General features: G+C 42.8%; 21 protein-coding genes and 1 pseudogene. 16 read left to right on the forward strand and 6 right to left on the reverse strand.

The window, feature by feature from the left end; translation table 11 throughout:
- The first annotated feature begins 45 nt into the window (after positions 1-45).
- The 7 genes from A8805_RS00890 to A8805_RS00925 all read left to right on the forward strand — a co-directional run bounded on the left by A8805_RS00890 (position 46) and on the right by A8805_RS00925 (position 6,963).
- Positions 46-432 (forward strand): PrgI family protein, encoded by a 387-nt coding sequence (locus A8805_RS00890; RefSeq protein WP_109708339.1) that lies wholly within the window; start codon positions 46-48, stop codon positions 430-432.
- Positions 389-2,752: a VirB4-like conjugal transfer ATPase, CD1110 family gene (locus A8805_RS00895; RefSeq protein WP_181392701.1), complete on the forward strand. Its 2,364-nt coding sequence runs from the start codon at positions 389-391 to the stop codon at positions 2,750-2,752. Before A8805_RS00890 ends, A8805_RS00895 begins: the two co-directional genes overlap by 44 nt.
- 340 nt (positions 2,753-3,092) lie before the next feature.
- On the forward strand, positions 3,093-4,739 hold the full coding sequence (locus A8805_RS00900) for a C40 family peptidase (protein ID WP_420319459.1): 1,647 nt from the start codon (positions 3,093-3,095) through the stop codon (positions 4,737-4,739).
- Between the two features lie 17 nt (positions 4,740-4,756).
- Positions 4,757-5,026, forward strand: a complete 270-nt coding sequence (locus A8805_RS00905) for a DUF4315 family protein (RefSeq protein ID WP_013271028.1) — start codon at positions 4,757-4,759, stop codon at positions 5,024-5,026.
- Complete coding sequence (locus A8805_RS00910) at positions 5,023-5,685, forward strand: CD1107 family mobile element protein (RefSeq protein WP_109708341.1); 663 nt, start codon at positions 5,023-5,025, stop codon at positions 5,683-5,685. The genes A8805_RS00905 and A8805_RS00910 overlap by 4 nt, the downstream gene beginning before the upstream one ends.
- Positions 5,686-5,890: 205 nt before the next feature.
- On the forward strand, positions 5,891-6,268 hold the full coding sequence (locus A8805_RS00920; protein ID WP_074042380.1) for a cysteine-rich VLP domain-containing protein: 378 nt from the start codon (positions 5,891-5,893) through the stop codon (positions 6,266-6,268).
- 140 nt (positions 6,269-6,408) lie between these two features.
- Positions 6,409-6,963, forward strand: a complete 555-nt coding sequence (locus tag A8805_RS00925; RefSeq protein ID WP_055669140.1) for a hypothetical protein — start codon at positions 6,409-6,411, stop codon at positions 6,961-6,963.
- Positions 6,964-7,012: 49 nt separating this feature from the next.
- On the opposite strand, the gene A8805_RS00930 is transcribed toward A8805_RS00925, so the two are convergent.
- Positions 7,013-7,447: a GNAT family N-acetyltransferase gene (locus A8805_RS00930; protein WP_055669139.1), complete on the reverse strand. Its 435-nt coding sequence runs from the start codon at positions 7,445-7,447 to the stop codon at positions 7,013-7,015.
- A gap of 110 nt (positions 7,448-7,557) precedes the next feature.
- Here A8805_RS00930 and A8805_RS00935 point away from each other — a divergent pair, with 110 nt between their 5' ends.
- Positions 7,558-7,743, forward strand: a complete 186-nt coding sequence (locus tag A8805_RS00935; RefSeq protein ID WP_055669138.1) for a DUF4316 domain-containing protein — start codon at positions 7,558-7,560, stop codon at positions 7,741-7,743.
- A complete protein-coding gene (locus A8805_RS00940) occupies positions 7,740-8,087 on the forward strand; it encodes a plasmid mobilization protein (protein WP_055669137.1) in 348 nt (115 codons plus the stop codon). The genes A8805_RS00935 and A8805_RS00940 overlap by 4 nt, the downstream gene beginning before the upstream one ends.
- A gap of 58 nt (positions 8,088-8,145) precedes the next feature.
- Here the strand turns inward: A8805_RS00940 and A8805_RS00945 are convergent, their stop codons facing one another.
- Both A8805_RS00945 and A8805_RS00950 read right to left on the reverse strand, forming a co-directional pair.
- Positions 8,146-10,170, reverse strand: a complete 2,025-nt coding sequence (locus A8805_RS00945; RefSeq protein WP_055669136.1) for an ATP-binding protein — start codon at positions 10,168-10,170, stop codon at positions 8,146-8,148.
- On the reverse strand, positions 10,160-11,500 hold the full coding sequence (locus tag A8805_RS00950) for an SIR2 family protein (RefSeq protein WP_055669135.1): 1,341 nt from the start codon (positions 11,498-11,500) through the stop codon (positions 10,160-10,162). The genes A8805_RS00945 and A8805_RS00950 overlap by 11 nt, the downstream gene beginning before the upstream one ends.
- Positions 11,501-11,761: 261 nt before the next feature.
- Here A8805_RS00950 and A8805_RS00955 point away from each other — a divergent pair, with 261 nt between their 5' ends.
- Together A8805_RS00955 and A8805_RS00960 are read left to right on the forward strand one after the other, a co-directional pair.
- Positions 11,762-12,061, forward strand: coding sequence for a CD1845 family protein (locus A8805_RS00955; protein ID WP_109708342.1), 300 nt, complete (start codon positions 11,762-11,764; stop codon positions 12,059-12,061).
- Between the two features lie 80 nt (positions 12,062-12,141).
- On the forward strand, positions 12,142-13,542 hold the full coding sequence (locus tag A8805_RS00960; protein ID WP_109708785.1) for a relaxase/mobilization nuclease domain-containing protein: 1,401 nt from the start codon (positions 12,142-12,144) through the stop codon (positions 13,540-13,542).
- Between the two features lie 208 nt (positions 13,543-13,750).
- Here A8805_RS00960 and tnpA read toward each other — a convergent pair.
- A pseudogene (tnpA, locus tag A8805_RS00965) lies at positions 13,751-14,077 on the reverse strand (IS200/IS605 family transposase); the annotation flags it as partial.
- A 345-nt stretch (positions 14,078-14,422) separates the two neighbouring features.
- Between tnpA and A8805_RS00970 the strand changes: the two are divergent.
- The gene (locus A8805_RS00970) at positions 14,423-15,007 is read left to right on the forward strand and encodes a hypothetical protein (RefSeq protein WP_020073007.1); all 585 of its coding nucleotides are present in this window, start codon (positions 14,423-14,425) and stop codon (positions 15,005-15,007) included.
- Positions 15,008-15,405: 398 nt separating this feature from the next.
- Here A8805_RS00970 and A8805_RS00975 read toward each other — a convergent pair whose 3' ends face one another.
- On the reverse strand, positions 15,406-16,002 hold the full coding sequence (locus A8805_RS00975; protein WP_009064831.1) for a TetR/AcrR family transcriptional regulator: 597 nt from the start codon (positions 16,000-16,002) through the stop codon (positions 15,406-15,408).
- Positions 16,003-16,144: 142 nt separating this feature from the next.
- On the opposite strand from A8805_RS00975, the gene A8805_RS00980 reads away from it, so the two are divergent.
- Both A8805_RS00980 and A8805_RS00985 read left to right on the forward strand, forming a co-directional pair.
- On the forward strand, positions 16,145-16,669 hold the full coding sequence (locus A8805_RS00980) for a nitroreductase family protein (protein ID WP_109708343.1): 525 nt from the start codon (positions 16,145-16,147) through the stop codon (positions 16,667-16,669).
- 30 nt (positions 16,670-16,699) lie between these two features.
- Positions 16,700-17,122 (forward strand): DUF523 domain-containing protein, encoded by a 423-nt coding sequence (locus tag A8805_RS00985; RefSeq protein ID WP_109708344.1) that lies wholly within the window; start codon positions 16,700-16,702, stop codon positions 17,120-17,122.
- Positions 17,123-17,205: 83 nt separating this feature from the next.
- Here the strand turns inward: A8805_RS00985 and A8805_RS00990 are convergent, their stop codons facing one another.
- Positions 17,206-18,102 carry an AraC family transcriptional regulator gene (locus A8805_RS00990; RefSeq protein ID WP_109708345.1) on the reverse strand — a complete coding sequence of 299 codons (897 nt, stop codon included), beginning with the start codon at positions 18,100-18,102 and terminating at the stop codon, positions 17,206-17,208.
- Between the two features lie 110 nt (positions 18,103-18,212).
- Here A8805_RS00990 and A8805_RS00995 point away from each other — a divergent pair, with 110 nt between their 5' ends.
- Complete coding sequence (locus A8805_RS00995; RefSeq protein ID WP_109708346.1) at positions 18,213-19,373, forward strand: MFS transporter; 1,161 nt, start codon at positions 18,213-18,215, stop codon at positions 19,371-19,373.
- 13 nt (positions 19,374-19,386) lie between these two features.
- The gene (locus A8805_RS01000) at positions 19,387-20,220 is read left to right on the forward strand and encodes a histidinol-phosphatase HisJ family protein (RefSeq protein WP_009064810.1); all 834 of its coding nucleotides are present in this window, start codon (positions 19,387-19,389) and stop codon (positions 20,218-20,220) included.
- Positions 20,221-20,235: the final 15 nt, after the last annotated feature.

Consider the following 20,235-nt stretch of genomic DNA (forward strand, 5'->3'; position numbering starts at 1 on the left):
AACTTCGGGCCAACTTGGCCCGAAGTCAGAAAGGAGGATTTTTCATTGGCCTATGTAAGCGTACCAAACGATTTATCAAAAATAAAAACCAAAATGGCGTTCAATCTTACCAAACGCCAGCTTTTATGTTTTGGAACGGCGGCGGTAATCGGGATTCCGACGTATCTGTTTACCCGTACTTCCATTGGCAATACCGGGGCTATGCTCTTAATGATAGCCCTTATGCTCCCTTGCTTTCTCATTGCCATGTATGAGCGTGACGGACAGCCGCTGGAAAAGGTGGTGCAAAATATTGTCCGCTCCAAATTCCTGTGGCCCCGTACAAGACCTTATCAGACACAGAATTTCTATTCCTACCTAAGCAACCCCGGAAAGGAGGTTTCACCCAATGGCACAAAAAACAAAACGCCCGCCCGTTCCCGTAAAAAGTAGAAAGCCTAAAAAGCGCGGGCCGCAGTCGGCACAGCAGACCATTCCCTACAAGGAAATGCTGAAAGACGGTATCTGCAAGGTGCGGGAGGGCTACTATACAAAGACCCTTTCCTATGAGGATATTAACTACGCCGTGGCTTCCAGTGACGACCAAAGCACCATTTTTGACGGGTACTGCGGGTTTCTCAATTACTTTGACAGTGCCTTGCCCTTTCAGCTTTCCTTTATCAATCACCGCTCCCGCCCGGAGAACCGTTACAACGTGAACATTTCCCCGCAGGACGACGATTTCAACAGTATCCGGGGCGAATTTACCGCTATGCTGGAAAACCAGATTGCCAAAAGCAACAACGGTATTGTCCGTTCCAAATACATCACATTCGGGATTCAAGCAGACGGAATCGCGGCGGCCCGGCCCCGCTTGGAGCGTATCGAAGCGGATATTGTGGGGAACTTCAAGAAGCTGGGCGTACAATCGGCAACCCTTTCCGGGCGGGAACGCCTGGAGGTGCTGCACAGCCAGCTACACCCCGGAGGACGGGAGCCATTCCGCTTTTCATGGGATATGATACCCAAAACAGGTATGGGAACAAAGGACTTTATCGCTCCCACTTCCTTTGATTTTCGCCAAAGCCGCGCCTTTCGTGTGGGAACCACATGGGGCGCGGCTCTGTATATGCAGATTATGGCTTCCGAGCTTTCCGACAAGCTCTTAGCGGAGCTTTTGGAGGTAGACGCGGAAATGACCATCACCCTGCATATCCAGACGGTAGACCAGACCAAAGCAGTGAAAACGGTCAAGGCCAAACTGACCGACATAGACCGTATGAAAATGGACGAGCAGAAAAAAGCCGCCCGGGCCGGGTATGACATTGATATTCTTCCCCCGGATTTGCTCACTTACAGCAAGGACGCGGCGGCACTCTTGGCAGATTTACAGAGCCGCAACGAGCGAATGTTTCTTCTCACATTCCTTGTGGTGAATACGGCTCCCACCCGCCAGCAGTTGGAAAACGATATTTTCACGGTATCGGGCATTACGCAGAAATACAACTGCTTTCTCAAACGGCTGGACTTTCAGCAGGAACAGGGCTTTATGAGTAGCTTGCCCCTTGGCTGGAATGGCATTGAAATACAGCGGGGCATGACAACAAGCTCTACAGCGATTTTCGTTCCCTTTATGACGCAGGAGCTACGCATGGACGGGCAGGCGTTGTATTACGGTATGAACGCTCTTTCTCACAATGTTATCATGGCAGACCGCAAAAAGCTGAAATCCGCTAACGGCCTGTATCTTGGCAGTACCGGCTCCGGCAAGAGCTTCGCCGCAAAGCGTGAGCTAATCAACGTGTTTCTTGCCACCAAAGACCGCATTATCGTGGTAGACCCAATGGGCGAATATGCCCCACTGGTCATGCGGCTTGGCGGGGAGGTCATAGAAATATCGCCCAATAGCCTCCATCACATCAACCCAATGGACTTAAAACTGAATTTAGCCGGAGAGGACAGTCCGCTTTCGATGAAAGCGGATTTTTTATTGTCCTTATGCGAACTGATTATCGGCGGAAAGGAGGGCTTACAGCCTATTGAAAAAACGGTGATTGACCGTTGTGTGCGGCTGGTGTACCGGGAACTTGCCCTTGGTATCGGGGACGGAAAAATGCCCCTTTTGCAAGACCTGTATGAAACCCTGTGTAAACAGCCCGAACCGGAAGCCAGACGGATTGCAACCGCCTTGGAGCTTTACTGCACTGGCTCCCTCAATATGTTTAACCACCCTACCAACGTGCAGACCGACAACCGCATTACCTGTATCGTGTTAAAAAGCATGGGCGAAAACCTACGCAAAATCGCCATGCACATCACAAACGAACTGGTAACACAGGCGGTAGACGAAAACTTTTCCAGAAGCCTTGCGACTTGGTGTTACTATGACGAATTTCATATTTTGTTGCAGGACGCACTTTCTGCCAGCTACTTTGTCCGTGTATGGAAAATGCTCCGTAAAAAAGGCTGTGTACCGAGTGCCCTCACGCAGAATGTGAAAGATCTTTTAGCCAGCCGGGAAATTGAAAATATTCTGGAAAACAGCGACTTTATGATACTGCTGTCACAGGCACAGGGCGACCGGGCGATTCTCGCCAAACAGCTTGGTATATCGGAACATCAGCTTTCCTATATCGCCCACAGCAATTCCGGGGAAGGGCTTTTGTTCTTCGGCAATACCACTATTCCCTTTGTAGACCGTTTCCCCCGTGGTGAGATTTATAATCTGCTTACCACTCGCCCGGAGGACATCAGGGAGGCCCAAAATGCGTGATACGGGTAGGCCGGGCCGCTTGCGGTTCGAGCCGGAGGGACAGGCGGCAACTTCGGGCCAACTTGACCCGAAGTCAAAAAAGCGGACTGCACCGAAAAAGGTAATTGCCGGAAAAACACCCCCTCCGACCTCCGACCCGCTGGGAACTTCGCTGTCTGTGGGCAATCGCTCTGGCTCGGCCCCGCCTGATACGAAAAAACGAAAATTGCAGTTTGAAGATGAAGCCGCCCCGGAAATAGCTACCCCGCCGAAATATGCTGACCCCACAACTTCGGGCCAACTTGGCCCGAAGTCGGGAAAGCTCCGGCAGGACAGCAAGAAGCCCCGACCCTCTGAACGTCTGCGGCGCGACGGTGAGCCACCGCCCGGCGACGAATCCGCTTCCCGTAATGGTTCTACCAGCAAAAAGGCGGCGCAGGACGGTAAGCGTATGGAGAAATCAAAGCTCCGTATGGAAAAAAGCGGCGAAAAGCTGAATACTGCCCGTGAAAAATTGGCGAACCAGAAACCGCAGAAGAAACCCGGCCCGGTCAAAGCCTTCAGCCGTTCCACCCGGTATCAGTCATGGCGGTATGTGCATGGAAAAATCCATCAAGTGGAGCATGAAAATGCAGGCACGGAAGCCGCCCACAAAACCGAGCTTGCCGAAGAACACCTTGTCCGGGGCGGTACACGCTTTATGAAGCACCGTATCCGCACCAGACCTGCCCGGCAGGTTCGCAAGTGGGAACATAAGCATATCAGCGCAAGGGCCGATTACGCTTACCGCCAGCTTGTGCAGGAGAATCCTAGCCTGCAAAGTAACCCGGTTTCCCGGTTCTGGCAGAAGCAACAGCTAAAAAAGCAGTACCGAAAGCAAGCAAAGAAAGCCGCAAAGCAGGGCAAAAAAGCGGTGAGGTTCACAGAAAAAGCAGCCCGGACGATTGCGGCTTTTGTAAAGAGCAACCCAAAGGTTTTACTGCTTGCGCTGGTAATGTTCCTGCTGATTGTGATTCTGCAATCCTGCATGGCGGGAATTACCACCATTGGCAACGGCCTGATTAGTGTTGTAGGCGGCACCTCTTACGGTTCATCGGACAGCGATATTAAAGCCGTGGAAGAACGCTATACCACACTGGAAAAGGATTTGCGGGAACGGCTCTCCCGGATAGAACAGGATTATTCCGGCTATGACGAGTACCGCTATTCCGTGGACGAAATCGGACATGACCCCTTTGAGCTGGCTTCCTACCTGACTGCCAAATACGGCGGCTACACCCCGGCACAGGTACAGGCAGAACTGCAAGCCCTGTTCGGACAGCAATATATCCTGACCATCACGGAAACGGTGGAGGTACGCTACCGCACTGAAACCGACACTTGGACGGACGAGAACGGCGAAACCCATACCGACACCTACGAGGTTCCCTATGATTACTATATCCTCAATGTGTCTTTGAAGAATAAGTCATTGGGAGCCGTGGCTCTTTCCAATCTCGACCCGGAGCAGACGGAACGCTATGCCATTTACCAAAAGACCAAAGGCAACCGCCCTTATCTGTTCGAGGGCAATATTTACGCTCATGCCGGGGAATACACCGATTACGACATACCGCCACAAGCTCTGGCCGACCCGGAATTTGCCGCCATGATTACGGAAGCGGAGAAATATTTAGGCTACCCCTATGTCTGGGGCGGTTCTTCTCCCTCCACTTCCTTTGATTGTTCGGGCTTTGTGTGCTGGGTCATCAATCAGTCGGGTGTGGGAAGCGTGGGGCGAACCACCGCAACAGGGCTTTACAATTCCTGTTCCCATATCCCACCGGACGAAGCACAGCCCGGCGACCTGATTTTCTTTCAAGGCACCTACGATACTTCCGGCGCAAGCCATGTGGGAATTTACGTTGGAAACGGTATGATGATCCATTGCGGTTCCCCCATACAGTACACTTCGATCAATACAAACTACTGGCAAAATCATTTTTTAGGCTATGGGCGTTTGCCATAACGAAAAGGAGGTAACTTTTGAACGTCAAAATTGAACGTGTCAGCAAGGACATACAGAAAACTAAGGATAAAATCAATGAGTTTCAAACGAAGCTCCGAGAACTGGAAAAGCAGAAAACCGAGCTGGAAAATCTGGAAATCGTGGACGCGGTGCGCGGCATGGATATTTCCCTGACCGACCTTGCCGACCTGCTGAAAGCAGCAAAGGCAGGCGGCGCCACTTCGGGCCAACTTGGCCCGAAGTCCGCAGTACCCGCCCAAACTGAAAAGGAGGAAATCGAAGAATGAAGAAATTTCGTATGATGGCGGTGCTATGCGCCGCTTTTTTAATGGCATTTTCCTTTAGCACTGTGGCCTATGCCAGCGGCGGTGAGGAAACCCCGGAAGTAACGGAAGCTCCGGCGACTTCTGAAACAACCAGCGACCCCAATCCCTTTACCCCAGCCGGAACGGGAACCGTAGACAATACCGCCACGGACGAGGACGGCAAGCAGTTTTACACCATTACCACCCCGGACGAAAATGTATTTTACCTTGTCATTGACCTTCAGCGGGAAACGGACAATGTGTATTTTCTGAACGCCGTGACGGAAAAAGACCTGTTGGCCCTTGCGGAGAAGTCCGAGGATACCAATGACGAAGAAAACCCGCTGTCCGCTTCGGAGCCGGAAACTACCCCCGAAGTCACGCCGGAGCCAACGCCCGAACCGGAGCCGGAGCAAAAAAGCAATACCCCAATGCTCCTGCTGGTGCTGGCGGTTGTAGTCCTTGGCGGCGGGGCTGGATATTACTTTAAGATTTACCGCCCGAAACAGGAGCAGGCCGCTTTGGCAGAGGACGAATTTGACGAATACGAGGCCGATACCTACGACGAGCAGGAGGATGATACCCCGCCGTGGGAAGTAGACGGAGAGGCCTCTGATACCGGGGAGGACGAGGACGCATGAACTTCACAAACAGCCCCTATGAAAAAATGATGAAAGAAAAGCCTCGTCCGTGCCGCCCGGCTTCGCCGCGCAAGGCGCCGAAAGGCTCCCTCTGCCGGGATTGCAGTTATTGGAACGGCTCTGTCTGCGTAGGCGTTTGCTACCGGGATTTGATTTTACCGCAAAGGGAGGGAACTTCGGGCCAACTTGGCCCGAAGTCGGACTTATGAGCGCCGAACCCCGCGAACTGACCCGCCGGGAACGTGCCGCAATCCGCAGGCTGGTAACAGGGATGTGTGCCAACTATGACCCGGAATATGGCTGTCTGCCCCTTGATTACGGCGGTTGCTATATGCTGGATAAATGCTGGACGGGCGCATACTGCAAGTATTTTCAAAAGTCCGTGCTTCCTCTTGCCCCGGTATTGGAAGCTGATTTAGCAGAAACCTCTGCGGTGCTTTCCCGTAAGCCCTGCCCGGTCTGCGGTGCGGCCTTTCTTCCTGTCACCAGTCAGACCTATTGCTCCGAAGCCTGCCGTCGGAAAGGAAAACGTGAAGCAGACCGCCGCCGCCAACAGCGGTACAGACGCAAAAGCAAGGGGTAAGGTGTCACGAAGTTTGCTTGAAAAAGACTTGATTTCCGGGGCTTTCCGGCCCCGGTTTCAAGGAAAAGGTATCTATGCTTCATACCCTCGCTTTTTGAGGGTAACAGCGTGACATTTCTATGTATGAGAACGGAGGGAAAATGAGCGATAACGTAAAAGGATATGAAATCAAACGTGCCATTGTCTTTGAGAATGACCGTGGCTTTGCCCTTGGGGAAAATCCGCAGGCAGTACAGCCCTTTGCCACATGGCAGTTTACCGAGGACGCAAGCGGCAGGCGCGACTACTATTGGGGCCACTATACCACCAATAAATCCGCCGCTACAAGGGATTATGAGAACCGTGTTTCGGAGTATCAGCATGATTACGGCGTATCCGAAAAATCGGCTTACCGATATTATTCTACACAAAGGCCGGTGGATATTGGCACGTTTCCCAAAACGGAGAACGGCCCGTTATACCTTGTGAACTTTGATAAGCGGGAAAGTGTGGAACAGGGCCGATTTCTGGCGTGGGGCTATCTTGTGTATGACGCACCCCTGACGGAAAAGCAGCTTGCCGATTATGAGCTTCGGGCCGCTCCCGGCAATCCCGATAGAAAAGGCCCCATGCGGGAACAGGCGCAAAGCAAGGCTGAAAGTAAATCCATTGCCGCCCGTTCTTCCCTTACTAAGAATATGGAAAAGGACAGATAGCAAAACATCGGGCCAACTTGGCCCGATGTTCGTTAGAAATGAGGATTTATCAAATTCGCTGCATTATATATCGAGATTCTTTAATAATTTCTGTTATCCGAAAGCCTAACTTTTGATATAAAGCAATGGCTCTTTTGTTATTTGCGAAAACATAAAGGAAAATGGGGAGGTTTGTTTCAGACAGACACTTTTTTAATACTTCTGTCCCTATTCCCATATTTCTATATTGAGGGAAAATATACAAATCATCAATCTCCATTTTTCCATCTACTCGATGAAAATAGTAATATCCGACTTTTTTTCCATTTAGTGTGACACATATATACTCTTGTATATGGGTTTCAATCTTGTTTAGTACCCATAACAGAACTTTTTGATAATCAATAATTTCTCTGTTTTCGTACTCGTCAATAAGTGCCTTATTCAACTCAAAAATAGGCTCAATATCTGTATTGTCAGCAGGCTTATATTTTATTTCCACCATAAATTACTCCTATTCAAATCCCTGTTTGCCAAAACACCATAAACTCTAACCTAATTATAGCAATTCATCAGAACATATTCAATTGTAACAAAACTGAAAGGAGATTTATCATGCACGATAAAGATAACTATTTGAAAAACGCAGAGCTTTCCACCGAACAGAATTACAACATGATTGATGGGATTCCGAATAATGCCCCTCTGCCTGTTCCGCAGGCCATGCCGGAGGAAAAGCCAAAAGACCGGGTAAAGGAGCCGCCGGCAAAACGCCGGAGCCGGGAACGGGAGGAACGGTGAGCCGCCCCAAACGCAGGCGGGGCGTTCCCCTCTACGTTTGGGTGAGTGAGGAAGAATACGCCGCCATTTGGGAACGTATGGCACAGGCCGGAACACAGAATTTAAGTGCGTATATTCGCAAGATGGCACTCAATGGCTATGTGCTGAATGTTGACCTTGCTCCTGTCCGGGAGCTGGTTTCCCTGCAACGCAGATGTGCCAACAATCTGAATCAGGTTGCCATTCATGCGAATACTTACGGCGTGTATCCGTCCGAAATTACCGCCCTACAAAAAGATTATGCAGAGTTGTGGAGCCGGGTTTCGGAGGTACTCAAACAGCTTACGGCGGTGGTGGAGCTATAAGGAAAGCGGGGAGCGTTGGCATAATGTCGCCGCTCCCCGCTTTTACTTTAGTAGGTAATTAGCCTTGCCAAGTGTCAATAATTGGTTTCCAATCCAGAGAACGTTCTTCGGCATATGTCCATACTTTCCAAAAATCTGGAGTGTCCGATTTCGGCCTGTTTTGTGAAGGGATATCTTTAATATCTACCACAGTAGGAATTGAAACGGCAGAACCTAAAATAATGGCTTTTTTGGTTGGTAAAGCGGGAAGTTCTGATAAAATATTTCCCATGTTATCTGGAACCATTCTCCTGACCATATCTTGATCTCGATCATTTACGATTCTATGAAGGATAAAAGAATTACACTGTGATAAAACTGTCGGAGATAATTCGGAAGGACGTTGTGAGGAAACAACAAGTCCCAAACCAAATTTTCTACCTTCACGCGCTATCTTCTCAAATACTTGGGTGCATAGTTTTTCTGACGAATTATCATTATTGTCAGAATACTTTTTTATAAAGTTATGAGCCTCTTCCATAATCAATAATGTTGGAAGTTCCTTTTCATAATGCTTTCGGTATCTCTGCAATGCTTCAAAAATTAATCTTGCAATGACTGAAACCATCAAATGGACTATGTTTGAAGGTAATAGGGATAAATCAATAATACAAATTTTTGCCTTCTTTTCTTTTGATTCACCCAAAAATAAATTTACCCATTCTAATAAAGTGATTTGTGGATTGTTTCCAATGACAGGCGATAGCAAAGAATTACGAAGAATACTCTTAATTCTTATAGTCATAAAGTCAATATATTGTGCCACTTGAGTATCATTTGCAAGTGCAGCAATATAGGGGGCAAGGTTTTCAATGGGGAATTCTATTGGATCGTCTTCATTACATGTTAAGTTTTCGCTTACTTTTCCAAAAGTCCCAGAGATACCTATAGTGTTACTAAGAATTGTTTGAACATCTTGCGCAGGGAAAATATTGTAATACAGATTTCCGTTATATGTACCTTGATATTGTTGAATTGTAGCATCAGTATTGTCACAGAAATTTATTAAAGCTGTTTTATAATCGTTCGTTTCATCAAGCTTTTGAACTTCGAGCCTAAGCGCATCGGTTCTAGCCTTGAGTTCTTTTCCGAATTTTGTTCTTTCATTAGACAAATGAGATTGAGAAACGATTGATTCACGCAGAAAACATTCCAATTTATAAATAAAAATTTTAATACGATCTCCAGTTACAGTTTCTTTGCTGAATTTAGTACAATCTTGGTTTGCTGCTTTTAGATCTCTAAGAGCTTCACGTAATAAAGGCTTTTGTGTCTTATCACTTGCTTGAAATACACTAGCCCATTCAGAACTTGTCCACATCCATGCAGGAATCCGTAGTTGAGAAGAACTGGATTTATCCAAGTCCTTTACAGTACAATGTGTTACATCAACATTTAAATTATCAAATGAATGCTTATATTCTCCATTAGGATCAAGAATAATAAAACGAGCATTTGGAGATTTTTGACCAGTTTTTTCACTTGATTCTATTGACCACCGTATCAATCCAGAAACTGTACAGGACTTTCCGCTTCCTGTGTTTCCAAGCACAGCAAGATGCCTCCCAAAAAGTTCATTAACAGAAATACGAACATCCCTATTACCAGCTAATGGTGACGTTCCAATTGTGATGGATTCTGCATCATGGTTTTCAATGATAGTATCCAGTTGTTCCGGGTCAGGAAGAAGAATAGGGTCACCCACAGTAGGTAAGGTAAATGCTCCTCGTTCAAATTCAAGGCCATTTAATGTAGCTGTGATATGACCAAGTATATTTAACGAAATAATTCGCGCCCCCCGGGGCAGATTGACCTCACTATTTACATTTAAGTGATTATATCCTATCCACGAAATCATACCAACTAAGCACCCCGTTTCATTGGGGATAGTTAAAAAACTATTTATTCTTGGGAATAAAGATATATTACCCTCAGTAATGGAAACATTTGTTGGTGCAGTATCCAATAAGAAACCTTTGATTTCGGAAGGAGAAACCGAGTCAACTATTCCGATGCATTTATCTGAATAATTATTAAAGTTCATTCTCCACCTCCGCACTAACCTCCGCTCTGTCTAAATATCCTTTACGAGCATCAACAAGTTTACTTGCCGATTCAGTTATCGTGTCAATAGCTGCTTTCGGTAAATAAAATTGTACTAAATTTTCAATACTACCAAACTCGCTACCACAGAGTAATGTTATTTGAGCAAGATTAATTTGTCTTAAAAATCCAACAAGACGTTCGTCCATTCCATAAGAAATAATGATTAAATGCGTAGAGGGAGTACTAAGCATTTCTTTGATGATTTTATTTATATGGGTATCACCAAATCCGTATCCATATGTTACCAATGTTGAATTTGGCCGACATATTGCACTGCTAAAATCACGAAAGAGTTCTGAATATGGATATAAGGCTGTTTCAACTGATTTCATGGAATTAGGATAAATCATTAAATGGTCACGATAAGTTTTATCTTTGGGTAATTCAACTTTTTCAGCTCCGAATCGAAGACAATCCTTATAAATTGTATTATTTTTATTAACCCAATCTACAGAGCCATGAATTTTACTATAACGAACAACACCTTCTGCATAGCGAAATTCATTTTTGGCATCTGGTGTCCGATAATAATAATCAATTGTAGCTGGACTTTCTTGAAAACGGGGAACAATTTTTCCCCAAAAGCGATCCAAAATTTTAATACCTGAATAATCACAGGCGAGTTCTATAAAACGATCATAATTGGTTGTAAAAATATGCGTTCGTTCTCTGGTCGCAGTCCTACTACTGAAAGATGTAATAAATGACTTAAGTAAAAATAGTGCGAATTCTGCTTTAGCTGATTGGGTAGTATCTGAAGATTCTAGTGCTGTCATAAAACTTTTTTCTGCTTCTAAAATACTATTACTAAAATCAGTAAGAACAATATCAATTTCAGCACCAAGCTTCTTTGCTGCTTCATCATTATTATCTATTTCGTAGCCATGAAGCAAGGATAAAGCGGTTCGTATCTGATCTTCAATATTATAATTACCTCTTCCCATTTGCTTTGCGGCATTTTCAGCATAAGTGTTTATTTTAGTAGAAAAGTCCTCACCAAATTCTGCCTTTGCCATAGAAGATGACTTAACATCAGCAGAAGAACAGATAGCCATCGTAAGTCCAGTCCCGATTAACATTGATAAATGTTCAGTTTGTAGTGCTGCACTAAGCCACGGTTCAATTCTCTTTCGATATTGTTCACGCGTAGACTGTAGGTCTTTTTCCCCATTGAAATTATCAAATACAGGGAATTCAATCTTACTGCTAATTTTTAAACAATTTTGGTTTTCGAGCATCGACTGATACAATGTTTCATCAATATTCATAATTGTTCTTCTCCTTCGCCTTTATCCATCCTTTTCGTCGCAAAAGCAGCAATATGTACTAAATTTTCAAAAGTGGTAAAATTTATTTATATTCTATTATACAGCATTTTCCATACGTATACAAGCTGACTTCGAGCCAACTTGTCCCGAAGTCCCGGGACAAGATCGGTGTGGCCTCGACAACATTGTTACTCTCTGCACGAAATGGTAAAATATAGGTAGGATACAACAATAAGGCCGCTCAATGAAAGGAGAATTTTTATGAAGTTTATTAAGCTGATATTTAAGATTATCGCCGCGCCGTTTGTGGTTCTGCTGACGATAGCAACACCCATGATTGAATTTATTTTCTGCTATGCCGCCGCTTTCTTACAGGTAGTTTCCGGGATAGGTGTTCTTATCAGCATTGCCCTGCTGATAAGCGGCGAAAAGCTGGGATTCGGCGTGTTCCTGTTCCTGTCGTTTTTGATTTCTCCTCTTGGGATTCCCGCCATTGCGGAACACCTGATTGACGGACTGCACAGCCTGAACAACTCGCTTCGCTTTTTCATTGTAAACTAACATCAGAATAACAGAGCTGCCGGGCTACTTCGGGCCAACTTGGCCCGAAGTTGTTTTTTCGAGGAAAGGAGGAAATGCACATAGCAACCACCCGCCTTATGACCCGTCATGCAGGAAGCGGCATGACCATTATGGAAACCTTAAAGGACGGTTTTGATTACGGGAAAAATCCAGACAAGACCCGCAACGGCGATTTAATTCTTGCCTATGAATGTGACCCCGACACGGCTGACGCAGAATTTTTACTCTCAAAAGCAAAGTACAAAGCTATCACAGGGCGGGAACAAAAACGGGAAAATGATGTGCTATATTATCAAATCCGGCAGGCGTTCCTGCCCGGTGAAACAGACCCGGAAACCGCCCTCAAAATCAGTTATGACCTTGCCATGCGCTGGACAAAAGGACGACACGCCTTTTTCGTGGTTTCCCACGCTGACCGTCCCCACCCTCATTGTCATATTTACTACAATTCCACCTCGCTGGACTGCACCCGGAAATTCCGGGATTTTATCGGTTCGGCCCGTGCGGTGCGGCGGCTCTCCGACCGTATATGTTTTGAAAATAGGCTATCTGTTATTACCAATCCGAAACGCCACAGCAAGGGAAAATTCAAGCATTACGGGGAATGGCTCGGCGGTCATAAGCCGCCCACCTTTCAAGAGAAATTAAAGGCGCAGATTGATATTTGCCTTGCAACGAAGCCGCCGGATATGGATACCTTTTTACAAGCAATGGTGGCGGCTGGCTATGAAATCAAGCAGGGGCGCGGCGGCACAATCAGCTTCCGGGCAGAGGGGCAGGAACGCTTTACCCGGCTTCGAGCTTCTACGCTTGGTAAGGGCTACGGGCAGGAGGATATACAAGCGGCGATTGAGGGCAGAACCGCCCAGCAGGAACGGCGCAAGGTCAATCTGATTGTAGATATTCAATCCCGTATGAAAGCCGGAAAAGGCCCTGCCTATGAACGCTGGGCAAAGGTATTCAACCTAAAACAGATGGCGGCAGCCTTACAGTATTTGCAGGAAAACGGCCTGATGGAATATGCAGATTTAGAGCAAAAGGCCGCAGAGCTTACCGACCACTTTCATGTGCTTTCGGATAGCATAAAATCCACCGAAGCCGCTATGCGTGTCAATGCGGAGCTAAAGGCGGCAGTGGTGGATTACGCTAAAACCCGGTCTGTGTTTGAGGGGTATAAGGCGGCGAAGTACAACAAGAAATATCTTGCCGAGCATGAAGCCGATATTGCTACCTACCGGGCGGCGCAGGACACATTCCGGCGGTTGCTGTCCGGGGCAAAGCTCCCCAAAATGGATACGCTCAAAGCAGAGTTTCAGCGGTTATCGGCCGACAAGAAAAAGACTTATCGAGAGTATCGGGAAACTAAAAAGGCCATGCAGGAAATTGTGACGGTGAAAAGTAATATAGACCACCTGCTCGGCCTGACGGACGCGCAGAAAAATAAGGAAAGGGAGCGATAGCGACATGACGCAACATAAGGTGCGAAGCGCCGACTTCGGGCCAACTTGGCCCGAAGTGGCAGGGTTTGGGGCGGCTTGCCCCAACAAGCAATTTTTAAGATTTGACCGCAGGGAAAAATCTTAAAAATGTGCAAGTGTCAATACACTTGCCCTGCTTGCGGGTTAGCGTAAGCCCCAAAAATGGCACAAAAATTGTGGTTTGCTTTTAATATCCTTCCGCCCCAAAATTCCGATTACCAAATTTGTATTTTAAATTTGCATGTCTATCGAAAATCATTATCGCACTTTTTCCTTTGAGATATCCCATGATTTGCGATATACTGTATTTTGGTGGAATTGAGAGAAGCAAATGAATATGGTCGGGCATTATATGTCCTTCTATGATCGCAATTCCCTTCCTTTTGCATAAATCTCTTATGATTTGCCGTATGTCGTCCCTCAATTGATAATAGATTATCTTTCGCTGATACTTCGGCGTGAATACGTGGTCATTATGTCTGTCTGTGTGCGGTGATGATGGTGAAACTGTAAGCATTTACGGTAATTTCGCTGCCGAGATGTACTATGATACGACTCCAGAGGCAAGATATATGGAGCTATGGTTGCCATTAAGTTCATTGCAAAGTATAATGCAAATATGGATAAAAACAATGGAATACAAAAATAATCTACTCCGGTTTTTTGCCTATTGGTATGGCGATTTTTGGGCCTTTAGCAGATGTTGTCCCATTTCGTTGGGTTATGGTTTGGTTCAGGCGTTGCGTTAATTATTATTGCTACAGTTACACACTGCAATCTCATTTAGCAAATAAATAGATGTATCATGGAAAAATGCGAATGGATATTACTCGCTATTTATATAATTTGGAGGGTTATAAAGTTGAATAAAATAACAAAAAAGAATGTCATTCCCATACTAAGCGTTACAGTGGTTGGTGTTTTATTAGGTCTTTTTTCGGCCTATATAGACAATAGGCATATCCATATCAATTTCTTCTTAGGTCAAATAAATGTAAATGCGATTCTTTCAAATTTTGGTATATGGATCCTTATTGCATTATTTATTTCATTAAAAAGCGAAAAATCTATTTCAGCTGCAATTAGAGTTTTGTTTTTTTTCTTAAGTCTAAATATTACATTTCATATATACCATTTATTGATTCATGTTAATGTTAATAGCTATATGTTAATTTGGTATACAATTACCGCAATATCGCCGTTTTTGGCCGTTTTATGTCATAAAATAAAGCAAGATAATATCTTAGCGGTATTACTATCAGCAGGTGTTATTTCGGTAATGCTTTTGCAAATTATGTCCAGTAATCATGATGATATGTATTGTGAGATAATATTTTTAATTTGTGCTATAATTCTTATGCATAAAAAATTGATTACAACATTAATATCACTGTGTATAGGACCTGCTATTGCCTTTTTTCTGTATCAAATGCCTTTCTTTTCCTGAATGAGATGGTTTTTGAGTAAAAAGTCTGAAAATATGAAGGATTAATAGATGTTTACGACTTTTGCGAAGGATTTTGGATTGAAGTATATTTTGATATAATAATGACGCTTTCCAAAGGAAAATGTCCTTATCTAATACAATGGAATATTGATATGTGTTTGCGAGGGAACTGAACAAGTTGAAAAAGGTAAGACCTGACCTCTAGACCTGTGGCTAATACCGGCGTAAGAAAGCAATTTCTTACGCCATCTTTGCGTCTGAAAGAGCTTCCGAATTAATTGAAGTCTCTCATTTACACCCCTTGATAGATTACATAGATAGAGTTATCAAATGACAAATTGAATTGCCATACAGAAAAATAGACTTGCTCTGCGATTTTATTAGCCCTTAATAAAAAATCAACTTGACAATAATACAATGACAGTTTTGGTTACTTGGTCTTTAAAAATATTGAAGTCTAAGCCGTTGTGTGAAAATGCAGATTTTTCCTGTCTAAGAGCATCAATTAAAATGCAGCAAGTGTAAACTTTTTCAAATAAGTCATCTTGCGTTATGCCATTTTTATTTAATAGCTCTTTAATTTTTAAAAAATATTCATTTTCAAAATTGGAAAAATGACGATTGATATCAGTATCTTCTGATATCATCATTCTTAACTGAGCCAGAGCGTGACTGGTATCGGCATATAAGTCAATATAATAACAGATCCAATTTTCAACAAAACTAGCTAGTGAAAAAGGTTGTTGCAAACTTAATTTTTCAAGTAAATGGCCTGAAATATTTTCAAGATAATCGTGAAAAGCAGCAATGTATATTTGTTTCTTATCTTTAAAGTAACTATATAGCGCTCCTGTTGAGATACCAGCACGTTTGGCAATCTCAATTGTATTGGTTTTATAATATCCTTTTTCGCAAAAAAGGGCAAACCCGGCATCTAGTATTTTTTTCTTTGTTTCAATAGAACGTTTTTGAATGGGTTCTCTTACATCATTCATAATATCACCTCTTTTTTATTATACTTGGAACTTTAAATCAGGTCAATGAAATGTGAATCATTATTCGCATTTTGTTGACATCTATCAATGCGGGTACTATAATAATAATGTGAATAATCATTCGTATATAGGAGGAAGAATAATGGATTTTTTAACACTGGCAAAACAACGCTGCACAACACGCGGCTTTACGGGAGCACAGATTCCAAAAGATGACTTAAATCAGATTTTATCGGCTGGACGTGTCGCCCCTACAGCCTGTAATAAACAACCACAAAGGACTATTGTTGTTCAAAGTGAAGAAAACATTTTAAAAATTAAAAAGGCTTATCAAACGTTTGGTTCTAAGTGTGTTTTTATCGTGTGTCGGGATCGACGGGATGAATTAATACGGCCATTTGATCAAAAATGTTCTGGCGATTTGGATATAGGTATTGTCTGTGACCACATGATGTTGGCAGCAAGAGAATTAAATATTGGAAGCGTAATGGTTGGTTTGTTTGATCCCGCAATTATAAGCAATGAATTTAATTTACCAGAGTATATAGAACCTACAGCTTTACTCTTAATAGGGTATCCAGAAAAAGGCTTTTTAAGTTCAGAGCGTCATATTGCCCAACGCAAAGAAATAAGCGAAACGGTAATGTATGAGAAATATATAGATTAAGGTGGAAGTCTTCCATGGGAGTTGTTGATTATGAAAGTATTAGTAAGTGCATGTGTACTAGGATGTAATTGTAAATATAATGGGAGAAACAATCGCAATGAAGCTGTGATGGAATACCTGAAAGGAAAAGAGGTTCTAAGTATTTGTCCTGAAATGTTAGCCAATATGCCCATTCCCCGAACATGTGCTGAAATTGTTGATGGAGTAGTGATGGATGATAAGGGAAATAATGTTGATTCTGATTATAGGAAAGCAGTTGCGCTTGCATTAGAAAAAATAGAAGGCGAAAGAATTGATTTGGCTATTCTACAGTCAAGAAGTCCAACATGTGGAGTTAACAATATATATGATGGAACATTTACCGGAAAACTAGTATCTGGTCAAGGGCTTTTTGCCAAAGCCCTAATTGCTAAAGGGTATCCTGTAAAAGATGCAGAAGATTTTAATATGTAGATTCGAAATAGAAAAAATTCAATGTTTTTGCCGAATATCAATTGGTCGTCGTACTTGGCTTTTTATTACATAAGAAAGAGGGATTAGCGTTGCTGATCCCTTTTTCTATACTCTAAAGGGGTACAGCCAATCTGTTCTCGGAAAGTTTTCGTAAAGTAGCTGCTGCTTTGAAATCCGCATTGAAAGGCAATATCGATAGAAGTCATATCTGTATCGATTAACATTCGACATGCTTTTTGGATTCGATATTGTTTTAGGTACTGATTCGGTGTGGAATGGATTGTACTGTGAAAACAGCGCAGAACTTCGCTTTCACTAATTAGCGCTACCCTTGCTAAAGTAGAGATTGTTATGGTTTCTGAAAAATTCATCTGAATGTATTGAAGCATGGTTTTTATTCGATCAGCATTTCGAAGATTTCGAATGCTAGGTTTTGTTTCACATATGGAATGATTTGTTAGCACAATTAGAATCAATTGAGATAATTCATTCCTGACATATATCTCAAAACCATTTTCAGTGTTATAAAGTCTGTTCCATACAGAAAGAGAGCAAGCGAGTATTTTATCGTGCCAGTTAATGAATGGATCTAATAAAATGTATGGCAGATTTTTGTTCTGGATAATTGGCTCAATATAATTTTGCCAGTATATACTATCTATGCTTCCGATTAGTCTTGGATGAAAAACAATGGATCTTAAAACGTATTCGCCATCGTTTGTTGCATGAATGGAATGAAGAAAGCCTGCATTGATAAATATCCCTTGATTTTTGTTTAGGATATGTTCTGTGCTATTAACAGATACTTTTATCGATCCTGAGATTACCCATATAATCTCAAAATCTTCGTGCCAGTGCCAGGGAATAGAATAGCTTGATAAGTTTTCCTCATAAAAAGCAATAGGAAATTCTGACGTTCCATGCTTTTGAACTTCTTCACCGGAAGAATTCACTGTTACATTACATTTTGCTATGCTCATACAAGACACCTTCTCTTTGACGATTTTATTATATAATTGCGAGTGAAATATTATATAAAAGTTCATCGAATGATGATATTATGATATCGCAAAAAGAGAAGGAGGTCAATATGTTTCAATTACTGTTAGTAATTATCTATATTGCATTTATTAGTCTTGGATTGCCGGATTCCTTATTAGGTTCGGCATGGCCATCCATGTATTTGGAATTTGGGGTGCCGATTTCATACATAGGCGTCATTTCTATGATTATTGCAATCGGAACCGTTATTTCAAGTTTACAAAGCGATAAACTTACCCGTAAATTTGGAACCGGAAAGATAACGACCATCAGCATTACTATGACGGCACTTGCTTTATTTGGCTTTTCCAGTTCCCATTCGTTTGGTTTGCTCTGTTTCTGGGCTATTCCTTACGGACTTGGGGCAGGTAGTGTAGATGCATCGTTGAATAATTATGTAGCACTTCACTATGCAAGCAGACATATGAGTTGGCTTCATTGTATGTGGGGAATCGGCGCAACTATTGGACCTTATATGATGGGATATGCTTTGAAGCACAATCAGAATTGGAATGCTGGTTATCTGTATATTTCCTTTTTACAGATTGCTTTTGCAGTAATTTTGTTTTTTAGCCTGCCGTTATGGAAGAACCAAAAAGGGACGGCAGAAGAGAATGATATTTTAGCGGGAAAAGCATTGCCTTTGAAAGAGGTAATTCAGATTTCTGGAGCAAAAGAAGTAATGCTTTGTTTCTTTTGCTACTGTGCTTTGGAACAGACGACCGGCTTATGGGCAAGCAGTTATCTTACCCTGTTCAAAGGATTTTCAATTGAGACAGCGGCTGGTTTTGCAAGTATGTTTTTTATTGGTATTACCATTGGGAGAGTATTAAGTGGATTTATAAGTATGAAATTAAGTGATTTACAAATGATTCGTCTGGGGCAGGGAATCATTGCGGCTGGTATTATTATGATGTTACTGCCGTTAAATGAAGTAATATCTTTGGTCGGCTTGCTTTTCATTGGTTTTGGATGTGCGCCAATCTACCCGTGTATTATTCACTCCACTCCGTCTCGTTTTGGTGCGGATAAGTCACAGGCAATCATCGGGGTTCAGATGGCAAGTGCATATGTGGGAACCTGTGTGATGCCGCCGCTATTTGGATTAATTGCAAAGCATATAAATATTGTTTTGCTGCCGGTATATTTGCTAATCATTCTTTTATTAATGGTGATGATGCATGAATTGCTGGTAAAAAAAACTGCTTGAAGGGATGAAGAAAATGTTTGCTGATTATCATGTACACACAGAATTTAGCGATGATTCTGTTTATGAAATGGAAGAGGTTGTAAAAGATGCAATACAAATAAAAATGGAAGAAATATGTTTTACGGATCATGTAGATTATGGAGTTAAGCTGGACTGGAATGATAAGAAAGAAATTCAATATCGCGATGGTATGCCTATGGCAAATGTGTATTATCCAGAATATTTTGAGACGATTAAGGAATTACAATATTTATATGGTGACTTGATTGCTATAAAAAAGGGAATGGAGTTTGGAGTACAGGTGCATACAATTTCTCAATATGAAAAGCTCTTTGTGAAATATCCATTTGATTTTATTATTCTATCTGTGCATCAAATAGATAACTTGGAATTATGGACACAGGATTTTCAGAAAGGAAAGAGCCAGAAAGAATATAACGAAAAATATTATCAAGAGCTGCTGGAAATTGTAAAACAATATAAAAATTATAGTGTTTTGGGACATTTAGATATTATTATAAGATATGATAAAAATGGCACATATCCGTTTGAAAAGATTTCAGACATAGTTAATGAAATTTTAAAAATTGTCATTCGTGATGGAAAAGGAATAGAAGTAAATACGTCATCCTACAGATATGGACTTACGGATATGACACCATCCAAAGATATACTTACTTTATATAAAAAATTAGGCGGTGAGATTATCACGATTGGAAGCGACAGTCATAAAAAAGGACAGCTAGGTGCACATATTGAAAATACCAAGAAAGTATTATTCGATATGGGATTTCGATATCATTGTACATACGAGAATATGAGGCCGCATTTTCATAAGTTGATATAATAGAAAATTGTCCGG

The sequence above is a fragment of the Faecalicatena contorta genome, assembly GCF_003149105.1.
Classification (GTDB): domain Bacteria; phylum Bacillota; class Clostridia; order Lachnospirales; family Lachnospiraceae; genus Muricomes; species Muricomes contortus_C.